Genomic DNA, 22,917 nt, shown 5'->3' with positions numbered 1-22,917 from the left:
GCCGAGGACCGACGTGACCACGCTCACCACCCCGCACCGCCCTTCCCCCGACTCCCCCGATCGCGCCGGCTCCCCCGCCCCGCGCCGCCGCCGCTCGCCGCGCGTCCGCGAGGCGGCGCAGCTCTCGGCCACGCTCCCAGCGCTCATCTGGTTCCTCGTCTTCACCGTCGGGCCGCTGGTGAGCCTCTTCTACTTCTCCACGGTGAACTGGCGGGGCCTCATCGCGCCGCGCACCCCCGCCGGGCTCGGCAACTTCGAGCGGCTCTTCACCGACCCGGTGGTGGGCCTCGCCGCCTGGAACACCCTCCTCCAGCTCGTCGTCTCGCTGCCGATCGTCGTCCTCGGCGCGTTCATGCTGGCCTACTACCTGAGCCTCAAACCCCGCGGCCACCGCATCATGCGGGCGCTCATGTTCACCCCCGTGCTGCTCTCCGCCTCGGCGCTCGCGATGGTGTTCGTCGGCGTCTTCGCGCCGAAGGGCATGATCAACGGCTTCCTCGACGTCGTCGGCCTCGACGAGCTGGCCCGCCCCTGGCTCGCCGACGGCACGAGCGCGCTCTGGGCCATCATCATCGTCACCATCTGGTGCAGCCTGTCGGTGTCGGCGATCATGCTCGCGGCGCGCCTCAACTCGGTCGACGAATCGATCTTCGAGGCCGCCGAGATCGACGGCGCCGGCCACTGGCGGCGGATGTGGCAGATCGCCTGGCCGATCTGCCGCGAGTTCATCGGCGTGGTGACGATGCTGCAGTTCCTCTGGACGCTCTTCGCCTCCGCCGCGGTCGTGCTCCTGCTCACCCGCGGCGGCCCCGGCAACGCGACCGTCACCCTCTCGTTCCTCGTGTACGACTTCGCCTTCAACCAGTCGAAGGTCGGCTACAGCCAGGCCGTGGCCGTCGTGCTGTTCGTCGTCGGCGTCGTCGGCATCCTCCTCATCCGCCGCGCCTTCCGGCAGAAGTACTAGAGCCGAGCTTCAGGAGCCATCACCATGACCACCACCACCGCCCCGGAAGCCCGCCCCGCCGAGCGCCGCACCGCTCCCGCCGCCCCGACTCCCGTCCGTCGCCGCCGGCGTCGCCGCGGCGACGCGCTCGGCCGCACCGGCCCGTCGAAGTACCTCGCCCACGCGGGCGTCTGGCTGTACGTGCTGCTGCTCGCCGCCCCGCTCTACTACCTCGTCATCTCGGCGTTCAAACGCAACACGGACATCTTCAACCAGCCGTTCTCGCCGTTCACCCCGCTGACCTTCGACAACTTCGGACTCGCGTTCAGCCAGGCCTCGCTCGGCACGGCGATGCTGAACTCCGTCTACGTGACCCTCGGCGCAGAGCTCGTCACGCTCCTCCTCGCCATCCCCGCCTCCTACGCGCTGGCCCGCTCGAAGGGCGCGGTCGGGCGGATGGTCGAGCGGGTGTTCGCGCTCGGCTTCCTGATCCCCGGGTTCGCCGCGCTGGTGCCGACGGTGCTGCTGTCGATCTCGCTCGGGCTGTTCCACACCCGCGAGTTCCTCATCCTCTTCCTCCCCGCCTCCGCGCTGCCGCTCACGGTCATCCTGCTCACCCAGGCGATGCGCGCCGTGCCGGCCGAGCTCGAGGAGTCGGCGCTGCTCGACGGCGCCGGGCCGCTGCGCGTGCTGTGGTCGGTCTACGTGCCACTGTCGGTGCCCACGCTCACCGTCGTCGCGATCCTGAACTTCCTGTCGTTCTGGAACGAGTACTTCTTCTCGCTCGTCATCATCGGGCCCGACGCGGCGCTGCGCACGGCGCAGGTCGCGCTGCCGACGCTGTCCATCGCGAACGCCGCCCAGTACGGCGTGCTCGCGGCCGGCATCATCATCACGCTCGTGCCCGCCTACCTCGTCTACACGGTGTTCGCCGACAAGATGGAGAGCGCCGTGCTCGCCGGAGCACTGAAGGGATGACCGTGCGCGTGCTCACCAGCCACCTCGGCTACGACCTCGGCGCGGCCAAGCGCGCCGTCGTGGCCGGGCTCGCCGAGGGCGAGACGCCCGCCTGCGCGCTCGTGCGGGACGACGGGGTGCGCATCCCGCTCCCCGCGGAGCCCGCCGTGCACGTCGACGCCTGGGCGGGCGGCGCGTACGCCCGGGTCGAGCTGAGCCAGGTGGAGGAGGCCGGCCGCTACCGGCTCGAGGCCACGACCGACGGGACGACCGTCGCCTCCGAGCCGTTCACGATCGGCGTGGAGCAGTTCGCCGCCGGCACGCTCTCCGACGTGCTGTACGCCTTCAAGGCCGTGCGCTCGAGCGGCGAGATCGACCGCAAGGACCGGGCGGCGACGCGCTGGGGCGACCCCGAGGGACCGACGGTCGACGCGCGCGGCGGCTGGCTCGACGCGAGCGGCGACCCCAGTAAGTTCCTCAGCCACCTCACGTACTCGCCGACGATGAGCCCGCAGCAGATCCCGATGTGCGTGTGGGCGCTGTTCGAGGCGCGGGACCGGCTCGCCGCGAGGCATCCGCGGTTCCACCGCGCGCTCGGCGCGCGCGCCCGTGACGAGGCGCTCTTCGGGGCGGACTTCCTGGTGCGGTTCCGCGCGCCCGAGGGCTCCTTCTACACCGGCATCTTCGACGGGCTCACGAAGCGGCTCGAGGAGCGGATCGTGAATGCCCCGCTGCCGGAGTGCGTGCGCACCGACCGCTTCCAGGCCTCGTACCGCGGCGGCGGCGGGCTCGCGGTCGCTGCCCTCGCCCGGGCCGCGACCGTCGCGCGCGACGAGCCGCTCGGCGAGTACGACGCTGCGACGTACCTCGCCGCCGCCGACGGCGCCTTCGCCGACCTCGAGCGGCACAACCGGGACTACCTCTTCGGGCTCGACCTCGCGACGGGCGAGCTGACGCCGAGCAGCGAGTCGATCGTCGACGACGTGTGCGCCCTGCTCGCCGCGGCCGAGCTCGCCGCCGCGGACCCCGGCCGCACCGACTTCCGCGAGGCGGCCGAGCGCCGCGCCGCCGGGCTGCTCGCCCGGCACCGCACCGACCCCGACGATCCCCGCGCCCCCGGCTGGCTCGAGGCGTGGGACGACGGCCGCCCCTACTTCAGCCCGGTCGAGGCGGGCCTGCCGATCGTCGCGCTGCTGCGCTACGCGGCGGTGCTTCCCGACGCCGCGACCGCGCCGGCCGCGACCGCGCTCGCGATCCGGCTCGCGGCGGAGCTGCTCGCCCGCACCGAGGCGGTGGCGAACCCCTTCGGCTACCCGCGGCAGCGGGTGCAGCCTCGCGGGGGCGCCCCGCGGGACGCCTTCTTCTTCCCGCACGAGAACGACACCGGCTACTGGTGGCAGGGCGAGAACGCCGCGCTCGGCTCGCTCGCCTTCGCGGTGCTCCTCGTCGCCGAGCTGGACGGGACGGAGCCCGGGCTCGCCACGCGGCTCGAGGCGTTCGCCGCCGACCAGCTCGCCTGGATCCTCGGCCGGAACCCCTTCGACGCGAGCATGCTGCACGGTCGCGGCCGCAACACGGTCGAGTACTCGCGCGACCACCCGAACGTGCCGGGCGGCATCGTGAACGGCATCACGAGCGCCCCCGACGACGAGCACGGCATCGCGTTCCTCACCGAGGAGACCGCGGGCGGACCGGACAGCTGGCGCTGGGCCGAGCAGTGGATCCCGCACTCGGCGTGGTACCTGCTCGCCGCCTCGGCGCTGCCCTCGACCGCGGCCGAGTAGCGAGCGGGCGCCTCAGCGCGCGCGGGCGAGCTCGACCCCGGCGACCCGGAGCCAGGCGAGCGGGTCGGCCATGGCCCGCGCGCCCGAGCCCGCGAGCGAGCTGAGCGACGCCGCGGTGCGGAAGCCGCTCGTCTCGGCATCGATTCGCCCGGCGACGAGCGCGACCGGCACGCCGGCGCCGGCCGCCCGCGCGGCGACCTCGCTCGGCGCCTTGCCCGCGGCGGACTGCCGGTCGTAGCGCCCTTCTCCGGTGATGACGATGCGCGCCCCGTCGAGCACCGCGTCGAGGCCGATCGCGTCCGCGACCGCGGCGGCGCCGCCGCTCATCCTGGCGCCCCAGGCGAGCAGCGCGAAGCCGGTGCCGCCGGCCGCTCCGGCCCCGGCCACGGCAGCGAGGGCGCCGCCGCCCGGAGTGGCCTCGGCGAGGCGGGCGAGGCCCTGTTCGAGCCGCACGACGGTGGCGGCGTCGGCGCCCTTCTGCGGGCCGAAGACGGCCGCCGCGCCGTCGGCGCCGAGCAGCGGGTTCGTCACGTCGCCGAGGATCGTCGCCCCGCCGGGCGGTAGAGCACGCAGCCCGCCGAGCTCGACCCGGGCGAGCTCGGCGAGCCCGCCGCCGCCCACCGCGATGGGCTCGCCGTCGGCCCGCAGGAAGCGCGCACCGAGCGCCGTGAGCGCCCCGGTGCCGCCGTCGGTGGATCCGCTGCCGCCGAGTGCGAGCAGCAGTCGCTCCGCGCCGGCGTCGAGCGCCGCGCCGATCGCCTGGCCGAAGCCGCGCGTGGAGGCCTCGAGCGGGCGGGGCCGGTCGAGCAGGGTGAGGCCGCTCGTCGCGGCGAGCTCGACGACGGCGGTGCCGTCCGGCAGCAGCAGCCACTCCGCCGCGTGCTCGCCGCCCGCCGGGCCGGCGACGACGACGGGGCGGCGCTCGGCCCCGGGCACGGCGGCCGCGAAGGCGTCGAGGGTGCCCTCCCCGCCGTCGGCCATGGGCCGCAGCACGAGCTCGTCGAAGGGGCGGACGGAGGCCCAGCCGCGGGCGATCGCCCGGGCCGCGTCGGCCGCGGTGGCGCTGCCCTTGAACGAGTCGGGTGCGACGACGACGCGGGGACCCGCCGGGCGAGCGGCTCCGTCGCCGTTCGGGAAAGCGTTATCCATGCTGCGATCATGGCAGCCCCGCGACAGGGCGGCAACCCCGCGTCATGCGCTCTTGCGCGACGCTCAGCCACGTGCCACACTCTCGGTAAACGCTTTCCCGAGCGCGGCGACCACGCCCGCGCTCCCGGACCTGAAGAGGAACCACCGTGGCAGAGCAGCCCACCCGCACCATCGGCATCATCATGAACGGCGTCTCCGGGCGCATGGGGTACCGCCAGCACCTCGTCCGCTCGATCCTGGCCATCCGCGAAGAGGGCGGCGTGCTCCTCGGCGACGGCGAGACCCGCGTCCAGCTCGAGCCGATCCTCGTCGGCCGCAGCGAGAAGAAGCTCGCCGAACTGGCCGCCAAGCACGGCATCGAGCACTGGACGACGAACCTCGACGAGGCGCTCGCCGACCCGCGCTGGGAGATCTACGCCGACTTCCTCGTCACGAAGGCGCGGGCCGCTGCCCTGCGCAAGGCGATCGCCGCCGGCAAGGCGATCTACACCGAGAAGCCGACCGCCGAGAGCTTCGAGGAGGCGCTCGAGCTCGCGCGCCTCGCCGACGCGGCCGGCGTCAAGAACGGCGTCGTGCACGACAAGCTCTACCTGCCGGGGCTCGAGAAGCTCCGCCGCCTGATCGACTCGGGCTTCTTCGGGCGCATCCTCTCGGTGCGCGGCGAGTTCGGCTACTGGGTGTTCGAGGGCGACTGGCAGCCCGCCCAGCGCCCCAGCTGGAACTACCGCGCCGAGGACGGCGGCGGCATCATCGTCGACATGTTCCCGCACTGGAACTACGTGCTCGAGAACCTCTTCGGCCGGGTCGAGTCGGTCTACGCGAAGGCCGTCACCGAGATCCCCGAGCGCGTCGACGAGCAGGGCCGGGCGTACGCCGCGACGGCCGACGACGCCGCCTACGCGATCTTCGAGCTCGAGGGCGGCGTGACCGCGCAGCTGAACTCCAGCTGGACCACCCGGGTCAACCGCGACGAGCTCGTCGAGTTCCAGGTCGACGGCACGCACGGCTCGGCCGTGGTCGGCCTCTTCGGCTGCAAGATCCAGCCGCGCAACGCCACCCCGAAGCCCGTCTGGAACCCCGACCTCGCCGACGCGCACGACTACGCCGGCGACTGGATCGAGTCGCCCGGCAACCGGGAGTTCCAGAACGGCTTCAAGGCGCAGTGGGAGGAGTTCCTCCGCCACGTCATCGAGGACGCCCCGAACCGCTTCGACTTCCTCGCCGGCGCGCGCGGCGTGCTGCTCGCCGAGGCCGGCCTGCGCTCGAACGCCGAGGGCCGCCGGGTCGAGCTGCCGCACGTGACGATCGCGGGCGCGGGCGGCGCCGAGGCATCCGCCGAGCTCGCCGGAGTCGGCGCGTGACCGCGCTCACCCTGCTCGCGGGCGACGGCGCCGTGCGCGCCGTCGCCCTGCGCGAGGCCCCCGCGTTCACGAAGCCCGGCCGGCCGCCGGCGAGCCGCGTCGCCTACGCGGCCGCGCACGTCGTGCCGCGGGCCTCGGCCGACAACACCCCCGGCGTCCCGGCCGACATCGACTGGGACGCGACGCTCGCCTTCCGCCACCACGTCTGGAGCTGGGGGCTCGGCGTCGCCGACGCGATGGACACCGCGCAGCGGAACATGGGCCTCGACCCCGCCGCCACCCGCGAGCTCATCAGCCGCAGCGCCGCCGAGGCGAACGCGGTCGGCGGCCGCCTCGTCGTGGGGGTCAACACCGACCACCTCGAGGCCGAGCACGTCTCCCTCGCGGAGATCGTCGACGCCTACCTTGCCCAGCTGCACCACGCCGAGGACGCCGGCGCGGGCGCCGTGCTCATGGCGAGCCGGCACCTCGCGCGAGCGGCGCAGAGCGCCGAGGACTACCGGCGCGTCTACGGCGAGGTGCTCGCCGCGGCCGGCGCGCCCGTGGTGCTGCACTGGCTCGGCCCGGCCTTCGACCCGGTGCTCGCGGGGTACTTCGGCTCGGACGACGCGGATGCCGCGGCGGACACCCTGCTGCACATCATCGCGGCGGACCCGGACCGGGTCTCCGGCGTGAAGATGAGCCTGCTCGACGCGGACGCCGAGATCGCGGTGCGCCGCCGGCTGCCCGCGACCGCGCGCATGTTCACCGGCGACGACTTCCACTACGTCGGCCTCATCGAGGGCGAGGGCGAGGGCGCCGGTGCCGCCGACGACGGGCCGGCTCGGCCGTACTCCGACGCGCTGCTCGGGGCGTTCGCCGCCGTCGCCCCGAACGCCTCCGCGGCGATCCAGGCGCTCGACGCCGGCGACGTCGGCGCCTACCGGGCCATCCTCGGCCCCACCGAGGAGCTCTCCCGGCAGGTGTTCGCCGCGCCCACCTACTACTACAAGACGGGCGTCGCCTTCCTCGCCTGGCTGAACGGGCACCAGCCCGCGTTCCAGATGGTCGGCGGCCTGCACGCCGCACGCAGCCTGCCGCACCTCTCCCGCATCGTCGAGCTCGCGAACGAGGCGGGCGCGCTCGAGCGGCCCGAGCTCGCCGCGGCACGCTGGCACGCGCTGCTCGGCGTGAACGGGATCGAGGCGCGCAGCGCCGCCGTCCCGGTCGGGGCCGACGTATGAGCGCGCACCCCCGGCTGTCGATGAACGTCGGCACGATCAAGCACGCGGGCTTCGACGAGTCGCTCCGCGTGCTCGTCGACGCCGGCTACCGCTCGGTCGGGCTCTGGCGCGAGCCGATCGCCGAGGTCGGTCTCGCCGCCGCCGCCCGCCGCTTCCACGACTCGGGGCTGCGGCTGTCGACGCTCTGCCGGCAGGGCTTCTTCACGATGGCGGAGGGCCCGGCCCGCCGGGCCTCGATCGACGAGAACCGCCGCGCGATCGAGGAGACGGCGGTGCTCGCCGAGTCCGGCGCCGTCGGCTCCCGCGCGGTCCTGGTCCTGGTCGCGGGCGGACTCCCCGAGGGGTCGACGGACCTCATCGGCGCCCGCGACCGGGTGGCCGACGCCCTCGGGGAACTCGCGCCCGAGGCATCCGCCGCCGGGGTGACGCTCGCGATCGAGCCGCTGCACCCCATGTACGCGTCGGACCGCGCCGTGGTGTCGACCCTGCGCCAGGCGCTGGACCTCGCGGCGCCCTTCGCGCCGCAGACGGTCGGCGTCGCCGTCGACACCTTCCACCTCTGGTGGGACCCGGAGGTGCTGCCGCAGATCGCGCGCGCGGGCCGCGAGGGCCGCATCGCGACGTACCAGGTCTGCGACTGGAAGACCCCGCTCGCCGCCGACGTGCTGCTCTCCCGGCACTACCCGGGCGAGGGCGTCGTCGACTTCGCCGGGCTGACCGCCGCGGTCGAGGCGGCGGGCTACACGGGCGACGTCGAGGTCGAGCTCTTCAACGCCGATATCTGGGCGAGCCCGCACGCCGAGGTCGCCGCGCGCACCGCGGCGAGCTTCGCCGCGGCCGTCGCGCCGCACCTCGCCCCGCACTCCTGATCCGAGTTGCCCGACGTTCATGAAAGTCGGGCAACCCCGGGTGGAGCGCGCGCACCGCGGCCGGCCCGCCCTCCCCGCGAGGACGGACCGGCCGCGGCCGTCTCCCGTCAGTCCGCCGGCTGGATCTGCCGCAGCGACGGGAACTTCATGCCGGTGACCGGGGTGAGCTCGATGCCCGCGACCGTCACGTAGATGTCGTTCGCCTGGTACCAGACCACCTGCCAGGCCTCCTCCACGAGCATGGCGTTCAGCGCCTGGATCTCGTCCTGCTGCGCCTCCCCCGGCTCCGCGTCGAGCGCCCGGTCGACCTGCGCCTGCAGCTCGGGGAACTGCGCGATGTCCGGCTCCGGCATGTACCACTGCGGCACCGTGAGCTGGCGGGCGATCGTCGCGGTCGGGTTCGAGTCGACGGCGAGCACCGAGATGAACATCGGGTAGCTCGGCGCGTTCGACTGGTAGTCGACGTACTGGAACTCGTCCCAGGTGACTCGGATGCCGAGCTCGCCGAAGGTCTGGTCGACCGCGGCCTGCCACGGCTGGAACGGCGGGGCCATCGGCATCGTCACGTCGAAGCCGTCGGCGTAGCCCGCCTCGGCGAGCAGCGCCTTCGCCCGGTCGAGGTCGTGCGGGTAGCGGCCGTCGAGCTCCTCGTCGTAGCCGGCGAATCCGGCAGCGAAGAGCTGCGGCGTCGCGACGCCCTCGCCCTCGCCGATGCTGCCGAGCAGCGCCTCGCCGTCGAAGGCGTAGGCGAGGGCCTGGCGCACCCTGGCGTCGCCGAGCGGGGCGAGCTTCGAGCCGGTGTGGTCGTTGATGCGCAGGCCGACCCAGGAGGCGACCTGCGAGGCGACGTTCCAGCCGTGCTGTTCGGCCATCCCGACGGTGGTCGCGTCGCCGTAGCTGACATCGATCTGCCCGGCCTCGAGGGCGTTGTTGCGGGCGCTCGAGTCCTGCATGGGCAGCACGGTGACCTCGTCGAAGGGGAAGTCCTCGGCGGCCCAGTGCTCGGCGACCCGTTCGAAGCGGTACTCGGCGCCCGGGATCGTGGCGTCGGACAGCGTGTACGGCCCCGAACCGACGGGGGCCTGCTCGAGTGTGCCGGCCTCGATCGCCGAGGGCGCGGCCATGTAGCTCCGACCGAGGCCCATGAAGTACAGCAGACGGTCGTCGCGGCGGGAGAGCCGGATCTCGACGGTGTCCTCGTCGACGGCGCGGAAGCTCTCCACGTTCAGGTACGACTCGCGCGACACGGTCCCATCCTTCAGGTGCGCGAGGTTCGCGACGGCCGCCTCGGCGTCGAAGGGCTCGCCGTCGGCGAACTCCGCGTCGCTGCGGAGGTTCATCGTCAGGGTGAGCCGATCGTCGGAGAAGGCCCAGTCGGTGGCGAGCCCCGGCTGCGGCTCGCCCGCGCCGTCGATCGTGACGAGCGGGTCGTAGACCGCCGAGAGGTACGGGGCGTTGAAGCCGATGTCGGCGCTCGCCGGGTCCCAGGAGGTGAGGTCGGCGAAGTTGCCGATGCGCAGCTCGCTCGGGACGGCGGCATCCTCGCCGCCGGCACCGCCGGCCGAGCAGGCCGTGAGGGCGAGGGCGGATGCCGCGACGAGCGCGACGGCCGCGATGGGGGTGCGGTTCATGGTGTTCCTTTCGTGGTCGGGGGAGTGCGGAACAGCTGGGGCGGCCGGCGGATGCCGGCACGGTCAGTCGGCGACGGCGAGCACCGCCTCGTCGAGCCGTCGGATGACGGTCGCATCGTGCCGGGACCTCGCCCCGGGAAGGTAGGTGACGGCGCGGAGCTCGCCGCCGAGGAAGCGGAAGCCGCCGGGGTGCCGCTCGTGCAGCTCCCAGTCGACGGGGCCGCCGGAGTCGTAGCCAACGCTGATGCCCGTGAACGGCGCCATGCCGAGCAGCATCGGCACCGCCGCAAGCTCCGCGTCCGGCATCCCGTCGACCTCGAGCACGACACGCCAGCGCAGGCCGTCCAGCTCGTCGAGCCGGAGCGAGAGCCGGTGCTCCCCCGGCTCGAGCCGGGCGCCGTGCGCCCGGTGCATGACGCCGTAGGCGTTGTAGGAGACGAGCAGGCGGCCGCCCTCGATCGCGAGCAGGTACCCGCCGCCCTGGTCGCCGTGCGCGACGATCACCCCGGAGGCCTCCGGCCCGAGCACGAGCTCGGCGCGCACCTCGAAGGAGCGCAGCACGGTGAGCCGGGAGGCGCGGAAGCGCTCGAGCGGCGGCCGGAACGGCGACAGCCGCACGGGCTCGGCGAGCGCGCACTCGCGCTCCGGCCGGCTGCGGAACAGTGAACCGTCGTCGTCGAGGGGGAAGACGGTGTTCCGCCAGGCCTCGCGCCGCCAGGTCTCGGCGAGCTCGCCGAGGAGGGACGGATGCTCCGCCGCGACGTCGCGCGTCTCGCTCGGGTCGCCCGCGAGGTCGTAGAGCTCCCAGCGGCCGCCCGCCGCCCCCTCCGCGGGGCTCGGCGCGGTCGGGGACACCGCCTTCCAGCCCGCCGACACCATCGCCCGCCGTCCGAAGCTCTCGAAGTACTGGGCCGAGCGGCCGGGCGCCCCGGCGTCGCCGAGCGCGGCGGCGAAGCTCCGCCCGTCGGGCTCCTGCGCGGGTCGACCGTGCCGCTCGGCGAGCGGGGAGACACCGGCGAGCTCGAGCAGGGTCGGGGCGAGGTCGGCGACGAAGACGAACTGGTCTCGGAGGCCGCGGTCGCCGGGCCGCACGGGCGCGCCCGGCCACGAGACGAGCAGTGGGGCGTGCACGCCGCCCTCGTACAGCCCGCCCTTGAACGAGCGGAACGGCGTGTTCGAGACCCGCGCCCAGCCCGCCGGGTAGTGGCCGTGCACGCGCGGCCCGCCGAGCAGCTCGAGCTCGCGGGGGACGTCGCGCACCCAGTCCCCCGGCACCGGCGTGCCCGCGACGAACTGGGCGAAGTAGCTGCGGGTGCCGCCCGGGCCGCCCTCGGCGGTGCCGCCGTTGTCGCTCGCGACGACGATGATCGTGCGGTCGAGCTCGCCGAGTTCCTCGAGCCGGGCGACGAGCCGGCCGACGCTCTCGTCGACCTCGGCGACCGACGCGGCGTAGACCTCCATGTGCCGGGCGAAGAGCTCGCGCTCGGCCTCCGTCAGCGCGTCCCACGGCGGGATCAGCCCGGCATCCGCCTGCTCGCCCTCCGGCAGCCGGGTCCCCGGCGGGACGATGCCGAGCTCGCGCTGCCGGGCGAAGCGCGCCTCGCGCATCGCGTCCCAGCCGGCGGCGTAGCGGCCGCGCTGGCGGGCGATGTCCTCGGCCTTCGCCTGCACCGGGCCGTGCACCGCGGTGTGCGCGAAGTAGAGGAAGAACGGTTTCGCCGCGTCGTTGGCGCGCAGCCCGTCGATCATGCCGAGCGCCTCCTCGGTGAGCTCGTCCGTCAGGAAGTACCCCTCCGGCAGGCTCGGTCGGTCGACGACCGAGTTGTCGCGCACGAGGCGGTGCGGGTGGTGCAGGGAGGTGAAGCCGTCCATGCTGCCGAAGTAGCGGTCGAAGCCGCGCTGCAACGGCCAGCTGGCGCGGTCGCCGCCGTCGTGCAGCTCCGACTCGACGGTGAGGTGCCACTTGCCGACCATGAAGGTGGCGTAGCCGCCGGCGCGGAGCGATTCGGCGAGCGTGGGGGCGTCGTCCGGGAGCTCGCAGGTGAAGCCCGGATACCCGGGGTCGACGTGCGCGACGGTGCCGAAGCCGGCGCGGTGCGGATTGAGGCCCGTGAGCAGGGCGGCGCGAGCGGGCGAGCAGACGGGAGCGGTGCGGTAGTCGGTGAAGACCCAGCCGCCGTCGGCGAGGCGGTCGATGTTCGGGGTGGGGATCTCGCTGCCGAAGGGGCCGAGGTCGCTGAAGCCGAGGTCGTCGACGAGCACGACCACGACGTTCGGCGCCCCGGCGGGCGCGGCGCGGCGCGGACGGTCCCAGGGCGCGGACTCGGAGGCGAACTCCTCGACCCGCCCGCCGAAGCCCTCGTAGCCGCGTGCAGCTGCCCGTCCCATGCATCCTCGCAATCGTTGGAGACCAAGTGGTCACTAACGATAACCGCCGCCGGCTCGCGCGAGGTCACGAACGCGTAACTTTCTCCAAGCGTGGAACAACGTATGCTGTGAGGCAGCAGCCGGTCAGCCGGCCGAACGAGGAGCCGAGGATGCCGAGAGTCGTCGATCACGACGCGCGCCGCGACGAGATCGCGGCGGCCGCGTGGCAGGTCATCGCCCGCGACGGCTTCGACCAGGCGACCATGCGCAGCATCGCGGCCGAGGCGGGATACTCGCACAGCGCGTTCGCGCGTTACTTCCCCGACAAGGAGAGCCTGCTGAACGCGGTCTTCCTGCTCACGCGGGGCGACGCCGACGCGCGCATCGACGAGCTCACCGCCGGCAAACGGGGCCTGGCGGCGCTGCACGGCATGTGCGTGGCCGCACTCCCCTTCGGCCCGGAGGGCACGAGGCACGCCAGGGTCGGCGTCGCCTACTGGAGCTACGCCGCGCAGAACGAGGCCTTCTGGGCGACGCAGCGCGAGCACGCCCGGCAGTGGCGCGAGCGCATCCTGCGCCACCTGGAGGAGGCGCGCGACGACGGCGAGCTCGCCGACGACGTCGACCTCGTCACCGCCTCCGACCGGGTCGCCTCGTCGAACATGGGCTGGCAGAGCATCCGGCTGCTGATGCCCGAGTTCTCGACCGACGAGCGCATGCGCGCCGCCCTCGACGCCCTGCTCGCGAGCCTGCGCCGCCGCTGAGCCCCCTTCCACAGTTGCCCGACTTTCATGAAAGTCGGGCAACTCGGGAGATCGGGCGGGAATAGCCCGGGGCGCTGCGCGGTAGTATTAGTTGTGCTTACAACCAATGGGGCGCCGCAGGGCGCCGGACTCCTCGCCGCCGACACCGGCATGGGCGCCGTGACGCTGCGGGTCGCCGACCTCGACGGCATGATCCGCTACTACCGCGACGGCGTCACCCTCGAGCTGCTGCGCCACGACGGTCCCGTCGCCGTGCTCGGCCGCGGCACGACGCCGATCATCGTGCTCGAGCACGCGCCCGAGCTGCGCCACGCCTCGCCGCGAGACGCCGGGCTCTACCACACGGCCATCCTCTTCGATACGCGCGAAGCGCTCGCGACTGCGATCTACGCCGTCGCCTCGCGCTACCCGGGCACTTTCACGGGCAGCGCCGACCACCTCGTCAGCGAGGCCTTCTACTTCACCGACCCCGAGGGCAACGGCGTCGAGCTCTACTTCGACCGCGACCGCTCCGCCTGGAGCTGGGTTCACGGCACCGTCGAGATGGCGACCCTGCACCTCGACCCGAACGCGTACCTGCGCGAGCACCTCGGCGAACCGGGCGTGCAGGCGGCCGCCGCGGGCACCGGCCTCGGCAGCGCGATCGTCGGCCACGTGCACCTCTCCGTCGGCGACGTGGCGAGCGCGCGCGAGTTCTACGTCGAGCGGCTGGGCTTCGAGACGACCGCCGAGCTGGGCGATCAGGCCCTGTTCGTGTCGGCCGGCGGCTACCACCACCACATGGCGATGAACACCTGGGGCAGCCGCGGCGCCGGTCGCCGTGGGCTCGCCCTCGGGCTCGGCAAGGTCGAGATCGTCGTGCCCGACGCCGACGAGCTCGGCGCCCTCGGCGAGCGCATGGCGCACTTCCGCGTCGGCGTGCGGGACGACGGCCGCACGCTCGCGTTCGACGACCCCTGGGCGAACCTCGTCGAGGTCCGCGCAGCGGAGTAGGCCGCGCAGCGAGCGGATGCCTCGGGCGCGGATGCCTCGTCGAGGCATCCGCGTCGCCGAGCTACTCGGCCGAGCCGCGCCCGTGCTGCAACTCGTGGAACTCGGCGAAGCTCGGCGCCTCGCCCGGCAGCGGCGTGAGCTCGGGGCGGGCGCGCAGCCCGTCGAGCACGATCGTGAGCTGCCGGTGCCAGTGCGGCAGGTAGCCGCCGCCGAACTGCCCGACCGAGCCGAGCATGTTCGCGAGCACGGAGAGGTCGACCCCCGTGACGTCGGCGCGCAGCGAGCCCTCGGCCTTGGCGCGGTCGACGAGCTCGTTCAGCAGCGGCTCCATGGCGAGCGCGGGCTGATGGTCGGGGTAGATCTCGCCGACCCGGTGCAGCAGCGCCGCGAGGTACGGGGTCTCGGCGATCCAGCCGGCGAGGCGCTCGATGTAGCGCTCGATCGCCTGCCAGGCGGTGTTCGCCTCGAGGATCTCGGGCTGCATGTCGCGGAACATGACGAGTGCCGAGTCGTAGAGCTCGAGCAGCAGCGCTTCGCGGTTCGGGAAGTGCCGGTAGACGGTGCCGGCCCCCACCCCCGCTCGATTGGCGAGTTCGTCGAGCGGCGCGTCGATGCCGCGCTCGGCGAACAGGCGACGGGCTTCCACGAGCAGCCGCTCGTGGTTGCGCCTGGCGTCGCGACGGGTGGAGGTCGACGAGCTCATTCTCGAATTGTAGCGACGGATGCCCCCGCCCATTCATGCGGATTTCCAGCGAGCGCCCCCTCAGCGGGCTTCGAGCCCCGGTCGCCCGAGGCGCGCGCGTAGGCTGGCTCCGTGACTCAGCACGAAGACGTGGCCGACGGCGTCGAATCGAACGGCGTCGAATCCAACACCCGGCGGATCGAGGCATCCGTCGTCACCGACTTCAGCGACCGCATGAGCTACGGCGGCTACCTCGACCTCGGCACGCTGCTCGCCGCGCAGCGGCCCATCTCCCGGCCCGAGCACCACGACGAGCTGCTGTTCATCATCCAGCACCAGACCACCGAGCTCTGGCTGAAGCTCGTACTGCACGAGCTCGAAGCGGCCTGCGCCTACCTGCGCGCCGACGAGCTCGCCCCCGCGCTGAAGTGCGTCGCCCGCGTGAAGCACATCCAGAAGACCCTGACCGAGCAGTGGTCGGTGCTCGCGACCCTCACCCCCACCGAGTACGCGCAGTTCCGCAACGTGCTCGGCAACGCGAGCGGATTCCAGTCGTACCAGTACCGCGCCGTCGAGTTCGTGCTCGGCAACAAGAACGCCAAGATGCTGCAGGTCTTCGACGCCGACCCGGTGGCGCACGCCGTCGTGCTGCAGGCGCTCGAGCAGCCGAGCCTCTACGACGAGTTCCTGCGCCTGCTCGCCCGGCGCGGCTACGCCGTGCCCGCCGCCGTGCTCGACCGCGACGTCACCCTCGCGTGGACCTTCCAGCCCGAGCTCGTGCCGCTCTTCGCCTCGATCTACGCGAACCCCGACGAGCACTGGGCGGCGTACGAGACCTGCGAAGAGCTCGTCGACCTCGAGGACAACTTCCAGCTCTGGCGCTTCCGGCACCTGAAGACGGTCGAGCGCATCATCGGCTCGAAGACCGGCACCGGCGGCTCCTCGGGCGCCCCGTTCCTGCGTCGCGCGCTCGAGCTCACCTTCTTCCCGGAGCTGTTCGCCGTCCGCACCGAGATCCCGGGGTGAGCGTGACCGCCACCGACGACACGCCGAGCACCGGCCGGCTGCCCGGGCGGCCGGCGCGGCTGCGCCTCGCCGACGGCGCACCGGGCCCCGAGGGCGTGGCCTTCCCGCCGTTCGTCGACCATCACGTGCACCTGCAGATGGTCGACCCGGATGCCGCGCCGCGGGCGGGCATCGCAGGTGTCGTCGATCTCGGCGCGGAGCTCACCGCGATCTCGGCCCTCGCCGCCCGCGAGCCGCTGCCGCGCGTGGTGTTCGCCGGCCAGTTCCTGACCGCACCGGGCGGCTATCCGAGCGACCGCTGGTGGCTCCGCCCCGGAAGCCTCCGCGAACTGGCGGCACCGAACCCTGCGCACGAGCGCCGGGCGCTCCCCGAGCCGATCGAGACCGCCGTCGCCGAGCAGGCGGCCTTCGGCGCCCGGCTCGTGAAGGTCATGCTGAACGCCGACGCCGGTCCGGTCTTCGACCGCGAGACGCTCGACGCGGTCGTCGCCGCGGCGCGGGCGCACGGCCTCCTCGTGGCCGCGCACGCCGAGGGCGACGGCATGGCCCGGCTCGCGATCGAGGCCGGCGCCGACGCCCTCGTGCACGCGCCGTTCACCGAGCGCCTCGACGACGAGCTCCTCGCGCGCGCGGTCGCGGCGGGGCAGTGCTGGATCGCGACCTTCGACATCCACGCCCGTGCCGGTGAGGCATCCGCGCTCGAGACGGCGATCGACAACACCGCGCGGTTCCGCGCTGCCGGCGGGCGGGTGCTCTACGGCACCGACCTCGGCAACGGCGAGCTGCCCGACGGGGTGAACGCCGGCGAGCTCGCCGCGATGCTCGCCGCGGGCCTCGGCGGGGCCGAGCTCGTCGCGGCGCTCACCGACCCGTGGCCGCTCGCCGACCCCGCTGCCTGGGGCGGCGACGCCCTCGCCACCTTCGTGCCCGGCCCGCCGCCGGGCGACGCCGACGGGCTGCCCGGCTGGCTCGCCGGCGCCCGCGTCGTCCCGATCGAGAACCTGGAGTTCGGATGAGCCTCGACCAGCACCTCGCCTACGCCCGCCGGATGGACCGCGCCGACGGCCTCGCCCATTTCCGCAAGCGCTTCGCCGGGGCCGACGGCCCGCTCGTCTACTTCGACGGCAACTCGCTCGGCCGCCCGCCGCTCGCGGCGATCGAGCGCATGCAGCAGTTCATGACCGAGGAGTGGGGCGGCCGGCTCATCCGCGGCTGGGACGAGGCCTGGCTCGCCCAGCCGACCGAGCTCGGCGACCGCATCGGCCGCGCGGTGATCGAGGCGAAGGCCGGGCAGACCGCCGTCGCCGACTCCACGACGGTGCTGCTCTACAAGCTCGCCCGCGCCGCGGTCGACGCGCAGATCGCCCGCGACCCGCAGCGGCGCGAGATCGTCGTCGACACCGACAACTTCCCCACCGACCGCTACGTGCTCGAGGGCATCGCGAAGGAGCGCGGGCTGCGGCTGCGCTGGATCGAGGTCGACACGGCGGCCGGCGTCACCCCCGCGCAGCTCGCCCAGGCCGTCGGCCCCGAGACCGCCCTCGTCGTCGTCTCGCACGTCGCCTACCGCTCGGCGCACCTCGCCGACGCCCCCGAGCTCACGCGCATCGCGCACGACGCGGGCGCCCTCATCCTCTGGGACCTCTGCCACTCGGCCGGCTCGGTTCCGGTCAAGGCGGATGCCTGGGGCTTCGACCTGGCCGTCGGCTGCACCTACAAGTACCTCAACGGCGGGCCGGGCTCGCCCGCGTTCGCCTACGTGCGCGAAGACCTGCAGGGCGCGCTCGCGCAGCCGATCCAGGGCTGGTGGGGCACGACGGACATGTTCCTGATGGGGCCGGAGTACGAGCCGGTGCCCGGCATCCGCCGCTTCCTGTCCGGCACCGCGCCGATCCTCGGCATGCTGCCGATGGCCGAGACGCTGGCGATGATCGAGGAGGCGGGCATGCCCGCGATCCGGGCGAAGTCGGTGGCGCTCACCGCCTTCGCCATCGAGTTGTCGGAGGCGTGGCTCGCGCCGCTCGGCGTGACGCTGGCCTCGCCCGCCGACCCCGAGGAGCGCGGCGGGCACGTCACCCTGCACCACGACGCCATGCGCGAGGTGACCGCCAGGCTCTGGCAGCGCGACGTCATCCCGGACTACCGCGATCCCGGGGGCCTCCGCATCGGCCTCTCGCCGCTGTCGACGAGCTTCGAGGAGGTGCACCGCGGCCTGCAGCAGACCGAGCAGGTGCTCCGCCAGGTGCTGACCGAGCGGGCCGGGCTGGCCTAGGGGCCGGCCCGGCCGCTGGCCGCTGGCCGCTGGACGGCGCGACTACTCCGAGCGGGACGCGGATGCCTCGGCAGGCGCGCCGCCCGCGGCATCCGCGCTGCCCGAGTCATCCGGCCGCTGCCCGCCCCAGGCCACGGTGACCTTCGGCTTCGCGAAGAACAGCACCACGATCGCGCCGAGCCCGAAGCCGATGACCGGCAGCCAGAGCGACTGGCTCATCGCCGTCGCGAAGCCCTCGGCGAGCTGCGGCGGCAGCCCGCCCGAGCCGGAGGCCCCCGCCTCGCCGCCGAAGCCGCCCGTGAATCCGGGCAGCTCGGCCGCGAGCCGGGCGTTCAGCAGCGCCGTGATCGCCGCGCTGCCGAGCACCGAGCCCACCTGGCGGGTCATGTTGTAGACGCCGGAGCCGGCGCCGGCCTGCTGCGGCGGCAGGTTGCGGGTCGCCGAGGACGCGAGCGGCGCCCAGATGCCCGACAGGCCGAGGCCGAGCAGCGCGACCGGGAACAGCAGCGTCCAGAGCTCGGCGTCCGGCGAGAGCCAGAGCGCCATCCAGCCGAGGGCGACCGCGACCGTCGAGAAGCCGGCGAGCGCGACCCACTTCGGGTCGACCCGGTCGGTGAGCTTGCCGATGATCGGCGCCATGATGCCCGAGGCGACCGCCATCGGCGCGAGCATGAGCGCCGCCTGGGTCGGGTCGAGCCCGCGGGCGATCTGGAAGTAGAAGGCGAGCGGCAGCGGCATCGAGGTGATCGCGAGGCCGACGAGCGAGATCGCGACGTTCGACAGGGCGAAGTTGCGGTCGCGGAACAGGCCGAGCGGCAGCAGCGGCTCGGCGCGGTTGAACCGCTGCCAGACGAGGAAGCCGGCGAGCACCACGACGCCCGTGATGATGAGCCCCCACACGCTGATCGGCCCGACGATGGTGCCCCAGTCGTAGCTCTCGCCCTCCTGGATGCCGAAGACGACGAGGAACATGCCGACGCCGCTCAGCACGACGCCGAGCCAGTCGAAGCGGTGCGGGTGGGTCTCGAGGTTCGGCACGAGCCAGACCGCCATCGCGAAGGCGACGATGCCGACGGGCACGTTGACGAAGAAGATCCACTCCCAGCCGAGGGTGTCGACGAGCACGCCGCCGAGGATCGGGCCGACGAGCGTCGCGATGCCCGCGACCGCGCCCCAGAGCCCCATCGCCGCGCCGCGCTGGTTCGGCGGGAAGATGCGGGTGATGACGGCCATCGTCTGCGGCGTCATCAGCGCGGCGCCGAGCCCCTGCACGGCGCGCGCCACGATCAGCATCGTGATGTCGCCCGCGAAGCCGCACCAGAGCGAGGCGAGGGTGAAGATCACGAGACCGACGAGGTAGACCCGCTTCGGCCCGAAGCGGTCGCCGAGGCGCCCGGTGATGAGCAGCGGCACCGCGTAGGCGAGCAGGTAGGCGCTCGTCACCCAGAGCACGGCGGTGAAGTCGGTGTTCAGGTCGGTGAGGATCGCCGGGTTCGCGATCGAGACGATCGTCGAGTCGACGAGGATCATGAAGAAGCCGATGACGAGGGCCCAGAGTGCGGGCCAGGGCTTGCGTTCCATCGCGGAACCTTTCGGAGTCAGTTGGATGGCCCGGGCCAGGCGAGTTCGCCCGTCCCGAGCTGGGAGATCGTGGAGTCGAGCCAGTCCGCCTCGGCGGCGAGCAGGGCCCGCGTGTAGTGCACGTTCAGCACGTGCGCGGTCGCGACACCGCGCGCGGCGATGCCCGCGAGGGAGGCGTCGATGAAGCCGATGGTCTCGCGGATGCTCGCCACCCGTTCGCCGAGGAGGCGCACGACCTCGCCGGCGGGCAGGTTGTGGGCCTCGCCGATCGCGACCGGGAACTCGGGGAACTCGTTCACGTGGCGGCCGAGCATCTCGGCGATCGACTCGCGGAGCGCCGCACGCCCGGCGGGCGTGATCGAGTACACCGTGCGCTCGGGCCGGTTGCCCTCGCGCTCGACGCCGACCTCGGCGATCAGCCCGTCGGCGGCGAAGCGCTCCACCGCACGATAGAGCGATCCGGGCGAGAGCCGCACGACGCGGTCCTCCTTGCGCGCCAGCATGAGCTGGTACATCTCGTAGGGATGCATGTCGCCCTCGGCGAGCACCGCGAGGGCGGTGACGCCGAGCGGGGTGAGCTGCGGCATCCGGTCCTCCCCTCTCGATGCGCTCCGACGAGCCAACCTCTATTCCGCCCGGAATAGTACGCCCGGAATGACGGCGCCGCAAGCCGGCCGGCGCCGGGCGCGAGTGCGCCGCGGCACCGGCTAGAATCGAGGCATCCCCACCCTCGACACCGGACGGAGTCCCAGGTGCCCACCATCGTCGTCGACGTGATGCCGAAGCCCGAGCTGCTCGACCCGCAGGGGAAGGCCGTCGCCGGCGCCCTGAACCGCACGGGTCACTCGCTCGTCACCGGAGTCCGCCAGGGCAAGCGATTCGAGATCACGGTCGATGGACCGGTCGACGAGGCGGTGCGCGCCGAGATCCGCACCATCGCCGAGGAGATCCTGTCCAACTCCGTCATCGAGGACGTCGTGGCCATCGACTTCGGCGACGCCGAGCTCGCCGCCGACGAGACCACCGAGGCCTGAACCCATGCGCGTCGGCGTCATCACCTTCCCCGGCTCGCTCGACGACCGCGACGCGCAGCGCGCGGTCCGCCTCGCGGGCGCCGAGCCCGTGGCGCTCTGGCACGGCTCGCACGACCTCGAGGGCGTCGACGCCCTCATCCTGCCCGGCGGCTTCAGCTACGGCGACTACCTGCGCTGCGGCGCGATCGCCTCGCTCTCGCCGATCATGACCGAGGTCGTGGATGCCGCGAACCGCGGCATGCCCGTGCTCGGCATCTGCAACGGCTTCCAGATGCTGGCCGAGGCGCACCTGCTCGAGGGTGGCCTGATCCGCAACGACCACGGCTCCTTCATCTGCCGCGACCAGGTGCTCCGCGTCGAGAACGCCTCGACCGACTGGACCGCCGAGTTCGAGGCCGGAGAGCAGATCACCATCCCGCTGAAGAACGGCGAGGGCGGCTTCATCGCCGACGACGAGACGCTCGACCGGCTCGAGGGCGACGGCCGCGTGGCGTTCCGCTACGTCGACGTGAACCCGAACGGCTCGCTCCGCGACATCGCCGGCATCACGAACGCGCGCGGCAACGTGGTCGGCCTCATGCCGCACCCCGAGCACGCGGTCGAGCCCGGCTTCGGCCCCGACACGGCCGCCGCGATGCGCTCCGGCGTCGACGGGCTGCGCTTCTTCACGAGCGTCATCCAGCGCACCCTCGCCGCGGCCTGACGCCCGTCCTCCCCAGTCGCGCTCCCACCGCTTCGCGATCGCGCCACTTCCGTGCGCCAGGCACTGGAAGCCTGACCCTGGAACGGCGACGATGAAGGGGTGCAGATGACCGAGGCGCAGGTGTGGACCATGCTGGGGGTGTTCACGACCCTCATGTTCGGCATGCTCACGATCGTGTCGGTCGGGTTCGTCCGCGTGCTGCGCGCCGAGATCGGCGGCCTCCGCGCCGAGATCGGCGGCGTGCGCGAAGAGATGCGGGCACGCTTCGAGGCGGTCGACGCCCGCTTCGACGCGGTCGGTCACCGCATCGACGGCCTCGACCGTGACGTGCAGATGCTCGTGCGGCGCAACTTCGGAGTCGACTGAGCGACCGGCGCCCTCGCTGCCACAGCCGTTCACGCGCCTCGCCGGCGGGGCGGACTCGCCGAGGCGAACTCCCGGTGAACGATCCGCTCGCGACGCCGAACCGGCCCGGTGCGGCGCGCCCCGGCTGCTAGCGTCGAGGGCGATAGCGCCTAGGGTTCCGGGGCCGACCGCGAGGTCCGCCCGACTGGTCCGAGCGGCGCCACGGCCACTGCCAGCGGTGGCCGTCATCTGACAGGACAAAAGCCCGGAGGACCGGTTCGTCGCGCCCCGCGACGGGCAGAAGGTCCCCATGTCGCCCACCGCGCTCGCCCTCGTCCTCGCCGCCGCCGTCTGCCACGCGGCCTGGAACATCCTCGCCCACGGCGTCAGCCGCATCGGCGTCCCCTTCCTCTGGTGGGGCGCCGTCGCCGCGACACTCGTCTGGCTGCCGCTCGTGCCCGCCACCGGGGGCCTCGGCGAGGCCAGGCCCGAGGAGTTCGCCCTCGGCGTCGGCGTCTCGGCGCTGTTGCACTGCGGCTACATGATCGTGCTGCAGCGCGGCTACGCCGGCGGCCGGCTCTCGACGGTCTACGCGACCGCTCGGGGCACCGGGCCGACGCTCACCGTGATCGTCGCGGTGACCCTGCTCGGCGAACGCCCCTCGCCGGCCGCGTTCGCCGGCATCGCGGTCATCCTCGCCGGCATCGTGGCGATCGGAATGCTCGACCGCGGACGCGGGAGCACCTCGACGCCCCTCGCCGGGGCGCGCGCGGCAGCCGTGGCTCCCAGCCCTCGCCGCCGTCCCCGCCTCGATCCGGGCATCGCGTGGGGCCTCGCGACGGGCGTCGCCATCGCGATCTACACCGTGTGGGACGCGCACGCGGTGCGGGAGTGGGCCGTCCCGCCCGTCGCATACATGGTCGGCTGCACGCTGGGCGAGATCGTGCTCTACGCGGCGATGCTCGGCCGGCGCCGCCGCGAACTGCTGCCGGTCGCGCGTCGGCACTGGCCGCGCATCCTGCTGTTCGGCGCGCTCTCGCCGCTCTCCTACATCCTCGTGCTCGTCGCCGTCACGATGGCCCCGGTGGCGCTCGTCGCCCCCATGCGCGAGGTCAGCGTGGTGCTCGTGAGCCTGTTCGGTGCGATCGTGCTGCGGGAGGGCCGTCCGGGCTGGCGGCTCGCGGCTTCGGCGCTCGTCGTGGGCGGCATCGCGCTGCTCGCGATCTGAGTCCG

General features: G+C 73.4%; 21 protein-coding genes. 15 read left to right on the top strand and 6 right to left on the bottom strand.

What is annotated here, in order from left to right; genetic code table 11:
* Positions 1–13: 13 nt before the first annotated feature.
* The 3 genes from MTP13_RS06805 to MTP13_RS06795 are packed head-to-tail and all read left to right on the top strand — an operon-like array spanning position 14 to position 3,684.
* Positions 14–964: a carbohydrate ABC transporter permease gene (locus tag MTP13_RS06805; RefSeq protein ID WP_243570312.1), complete on the top strand. Its 951-nt coding sequence runs from the start codon at positions 14–16 to the stop codon at positions 962–964.
* Positions 965–988: 24 nt separating this feature from the next.
* Positions 989–1,921, top strand: coding sequence for a carbohydrate ABC transporter permease (locus MTP13_RS06800; RefSeq protein WP_243570311.1), 933 nt, complete (start codon positions 989–991; stop codon positions 1,919–1,921).
* Complete coding sequence (locus MTP13_RS06795) at positions 1,918–3,684, top strand: glycoside hydrolase family 9 protein (RefSeq protein WP_243570310.1); 1,767 nt, start codon at positions 1,918–1,920, stop codon at positions 3,682–3,684. Before MTP13_RS06800 ends, MTP13_RS06795 begins: the two co-directional genes overlap by 4 nt.
* 12 nt (positions 3,685–3,696) lie before the next feature.
* On the opposite strand, the gene MTP13_RS06790 is transcribed toward MTP13_RS06795, so the two are convergent.
* Positions 3,697–4,833: a glycerate kinase gene (locus MTP13_RS06790; protein WP_243570309.1), complete on the bottom strand. Its 1,137-nt coding sequence runs from the start codon at positions 4,831–4,833 to the stop codon at positions 3,697–3,699.
* A gap of 182 nt (positions 4,834–5,015) precedes the next feature.
* Between MTP13_RS06790 and MTP13_RS06785 the strand changes: the two genes are divergently transcribed.
* Genes MTP13_RS06785 through MTP13_RS06775 form a run of 3 tightly spaced genes read left to right on the top strand, consistent with a single transcriptional unit; the run spans position 5,016 to position 8,286 of the window.
* A complete protein-coding gene (locus tag MTP13_RS06785; protein ID WP_243570939.1) occupies positions 5,016–6,194 on the top strand; it encodes a Gfo/Idh/MocA family protein in 1,179 nt (392 codons plus the stop codon).
* Positions 6,191–7,417, top strand: a complete 1,227-nt coding sequence (locus MTP13_RS06780) for a DUF993 family protein (RefSeq protein ID WP_243570308.1) — start codon at positions 6,191–6,193, stop codon at positions 7,415–7,417. Before MTP13_RS06785 ends, MTP13_RS06780 begins: the two co-directional genes overlap by 4 nt.
* Complete coding sequence (locus MTP13_RS06775; RefSeq protein WP_243570307.1) at positions 7,414–8,286, top strand: sugar phosphate isomerase/epimerase family protein; 873 nt, start codon at positions 7,414–7,416, stop codon at positions 8,284–8,286. The genes MTP13_RS06780 and MTP13_RS06775 overlap by 4 nt, the downstream gene beginning before the upstream one ends.
* A 107-nt stretch (positions 8,287–8,393) precedes the next feature.
* On the opposite strand, the gene MTP13_RS06770 is transcribed toward MTP13_RS06775, so the two are convergent.
* The gene (locus MTP13_RS06770) at positions 8,394–9,917 is read right to left on the bottom strand and encodes an ABC transporter substrate-binding protein (protein WP_243570306.1); all 1,524 of its coding nucleotides are present in this window, start codon (positions 9,915–9,917) and stop codon (positions 8,394–8,396) included.
* A gap of 63 nt (positions 9,918–9,980) precedes the next feature.
* Positions 9,981–12,305: an arylsulfatase gene (locus MTP13_RS06765; protein ID WP_243570305.1), complete on the bottom strand. Its 2,325-nt coding sequence runs from the start codon at positions 12,303–12,305 to the stop codon at positions 9,981–9,983.
* 149 nt (positions 12,306–12,454) lie between these two features.
* Here MTP13_RS06765 and MTP13_RS06760 point away from each other — a divergent pair, with 149 nt between their 5' ends.
* Together MTP13_RS06760 and MTP13_RS06755 are read left to right on the top strand one after the other, a co-directional pair.
* Entirely contained in the window at positions 12,455–13,048 is a 594-nt protein-coding gene (locus MTP13_RS06760) for a TetR/AcrR family transcriptional regulator (RefSeq protein WP_243570304.1), read from the top strand.
* 150 nt (positions 13,049–13,198) lie between these two features.
* Entirely contained in the window at positions 13,199–14,041 is an 843-nt protein-coding gene (locus tag MTP13_RS06755) for a VOC family protein (protein WP_243570938.1), read from the top strand.
* Between the two features lie 61 nt (positions 14,042–14,102).
* On the opposite strand, the gene MTP13_RS06750 is transcribed toward MTP13_RS06755, so the two are convergent.
* The gene (locus tag MTP13_RS06750) at positions 14,103–14,744 is read right to left on the bottom strand and encodes a TetR/AcrR family transcriptional regulator (RefSeq protein WP_243570303.1); all 642 of its coding nucleotides are present in this window, start codon (positions 14,742–14,744) and stop codon (positions 14,103–14,105) included.
* A 213-nt stretch (positions 14,745–14,957) separates the two neighbouring features.
* Between MTP13_RS06750 and kynA the strand changes: the two genes are divergently transcribed.
* From kynA to MTP13_RS06735, 3 genes are read left to right on the top strand one after another with little or no spacing between them, the layout of a single operon-like run.
* Entirely contained in the window at positions 14,958–15,749 is a 792-nt protein-coding gene (kynA, locus tag MTP13_RS06745) for a tryptophan 2,3-dioxygenase (protein WP_243570937.1), read from the top strand.
* A gap of 2 nt (positions 15,750–15,751) precedes the next feature.
* On the top strand, positions 15,752–16,765 hold the full coding sequence (locus MTP13_RS06740) for an amidohydrolase family protein (protein ID WP_243570302.1): 1,014 nt from the start codon (positions 15,752–15,754) through the stop codon (positions 16,763–16,765).
* Complete coding sequence (locus MTP13_RS06735) at positions 16,762–18,021, top strand: kynureninase (RefSeq protein ID WP_243570301.1); 1,260 nt, start codon at positions 16,762–16,764, stop codon at positions 18,019–18,021. The genes MTP13_RS06740 and MTP13_RS06735 overlap by 4 nt, the downstream gene beginning before the upstream one ends.
* 42 nt (positions 18,022–18,063) lie before the next feature.
* Here the strand turns inward: MTP13_RS06735 and MTP13_RS06730 are convergent, their stop codons facing one another.
* Positions 18,064–19,602 (bottom strand): DHA2 family efflux MFS transporter permease subunit, encoded by a 1,539-nt coding sequence (locus MTP13_RS06730; protein ID WP_243570300.1) that lies wholly within the window; start codon positions 19,600–19,602, stop codon positions 18,064–18,066.
* 17 nt (positions 19,603–19,619) lie between these two features.
* A complete protein-coding gene (locus MTP13_RS06725; RefSeq protein ID WP_243570299.1) occupies positions 19,620–20,189 on the bottom strand; it encodes a PadR family transcriptional regulator in 570 nt (189 codons plus the stop codon).
* Positions 20,190–20,354: 165 nt separating this feature from the next.
* Here MTP13_RS06725 and purS point away from each other — a divergent pair, with 165 nt between their 5' ends.
* From purS to MTP13_RS06705, 4 genes are all read left to right on the top strand, one after another.
* Positions 20,355–20,636: a phosphoribosylformylglycinamidine synthase subunit PurS gene (gene purS / locus MTP13_RS06720; protein ID WP_243570298.1), complete on the top strand. Its 282-nt coding sequence runs from the start codon at positions 20,355–20,357 to the stop codon at positions 20,634–20,636.
* Between the two features lie 4 nt (positions 20,637–20,640).
* Positions 20,641–21,339: a phosphoribosylformylglycinamidine synthase subunit PurQ gene (purQ, locus tag MTP13_RS06715; protein WP_243570297.1), complete on the top strand. Its 699-nt coding sequence runs from the start codon at positions 20,641–20,643 to the stop codon at positions 21,337–21,339.
* 105 nt (positions 21,340–21,444) lie between these two features.
* On the top strand, positions 21,445–21,705 hold the full coding sequence (locus tag MTP13_RS06710; RefSeq protein ID WP_243570296.1) for a hypothetical protein: 261 nt from the start codon (positions 21,445–21,447) through the stop codon (positions 21,703–21,705).
* A gap of 289 nt (positions 21,706–21,994) precedes the next feature.
* Positions 21,995–22,912: an EamA family transporter gene (locus tag MTP13_RS06705; RefSeq protein WP_243570295.1), complete on the top strand. Its 918-nt coding sequence runs from the start codon at positions 21,995–21,997 to the stop codon at positions 22,910–22,912.
* The last annotated feature ends 5 nt before the right edge of the window (positions 22,913–22,917 follow it).

The organism is Agromyces soli (assembly GCF_022811605.1).
Taxonomy (GTDB): Bacteria; Actinomycetota; Actinomycetes; order Actinomycetales; family Microbacteriaceae; genus Agromyces; species Agromyces soli.
Note: the sequence above shows the minus strand (reverse complement) of the source record. Positions and strands in the feature narration are given on the sequence as shown.

Coding starts and splice junctions, on each gene's coding strand:
- MTP13_RS06800 (WP_243570311.1), top strand. CDS start 989: ATGACCACCACCACCGCCCCGGAAGCCCGCCCCGCCGAGCGCCGCACC.
- MTP13_RS06795 (WP_243570310.1), top strand. CDS start 1,918: ATGACCGTGCGCGTGCTCACCAGCCACCTCGGCTACGACCTCGGCGCG.
- MTP13_RS06790 (WP_243570309.1), bottom strand. CDS start 4,833: ATGGATAACGCTTTCCCGAACGGCGACGGAGCCGCTCGCCCGGCGGGT.
- MTP13_RS06785 (WP_243570939.1), top strand. CDS start 5,016: ATGAACGGCGTCTCCGGGCGCATGGGGTACCGCCAGCACCTCGTCCGC.
- MTP13_RS06775 (WP_243570307.1), top strand. CDS start 7,414: ATGAGCGCGCACCCCCGGCTGTCGATGAACGTCGGCACGATCAAGCAC.
- MTP13_RS06770 (WP_243570306.1), bottom strand. CDS start 9,917: ATGAACCGCACCCCCATCGCGGCCGTCGCGCTCGTCGCGGCATCCGCC.
- MTP13_RS06765 (WP_243570305.1), bottom strand. CDS start 12,305: ATGGGACGGGCAGCTGCACGCGGCTACGAGGGCTTCGGCGGGCGGGTC.
- MTP13_RS06760 (WP_243570304.1), top strand. CDS start 12,455: ATGCCGAGAGTCGTCGATCACGACGCGCGCCGCGACGAGATCGCGGCG.
- MTP13_RS06755 (WP_243570938.1), top strand. CDS start 13,199: ATGGGCGCCGTGACGCTGCGGGTCGCCGACCTCGACGGCATGATCCGC.
- MTP13_RS06750 (WP_243570303.1), bottom strand. CDS start 14,744: ATGAGCTCGTCGACCTCCACCCGTCGCGACGCCAGGCGCAACCACGAG.
- kynA (WP_243570937.1), top strand. CDS start 14,958: ATGAGCTACGGCGGCTACCTCGACCTCGGCACGCTGCTCGCCGCGCAG.
- MTP13_RS06735 (WP_243570301.1), top strand. CDS start 16,762: ATGAGCCTCGACCAGCACCTCGCCTACGCCCGCCGGATGGACCGCGCC.
- MTP13_RS06730 (WP_243570300.1), bottom strand. CDS start 19,602: ATGGAACGCAAGCCCTGGCCCGCACTCTGGGCCCTCGTCATCGGCTTC.
- MTP13_RS06725 (WP_243570299.1), bottom strand. CDS start 20,189: ATGCCGCAGCTCACCCCGCTCGGCGTCACCGCCCTCGCGGTGCTCGCC.
- purQ (WP_243570297.1), top strand. CDS start 20,641: ATGCGCGTCGGCGTCATCACCTTCCCCGGCTCGCTCGACGACCGCGAC.
- MTP13_RS06710 (WP_243570296.1), top strand. CDS start 21,445: ATGACCGAGGCGCAGGTGTGGACCATGCTGGGGGTGTTCACGACCCTC.
- MTP13_RS06705 (WP_243570295.1), top strand. CDS start 21,995: ATGTCGCCCACCGCGCTCGCCCTCGTCCTCGCCGCCGCCGTCTGCCAC.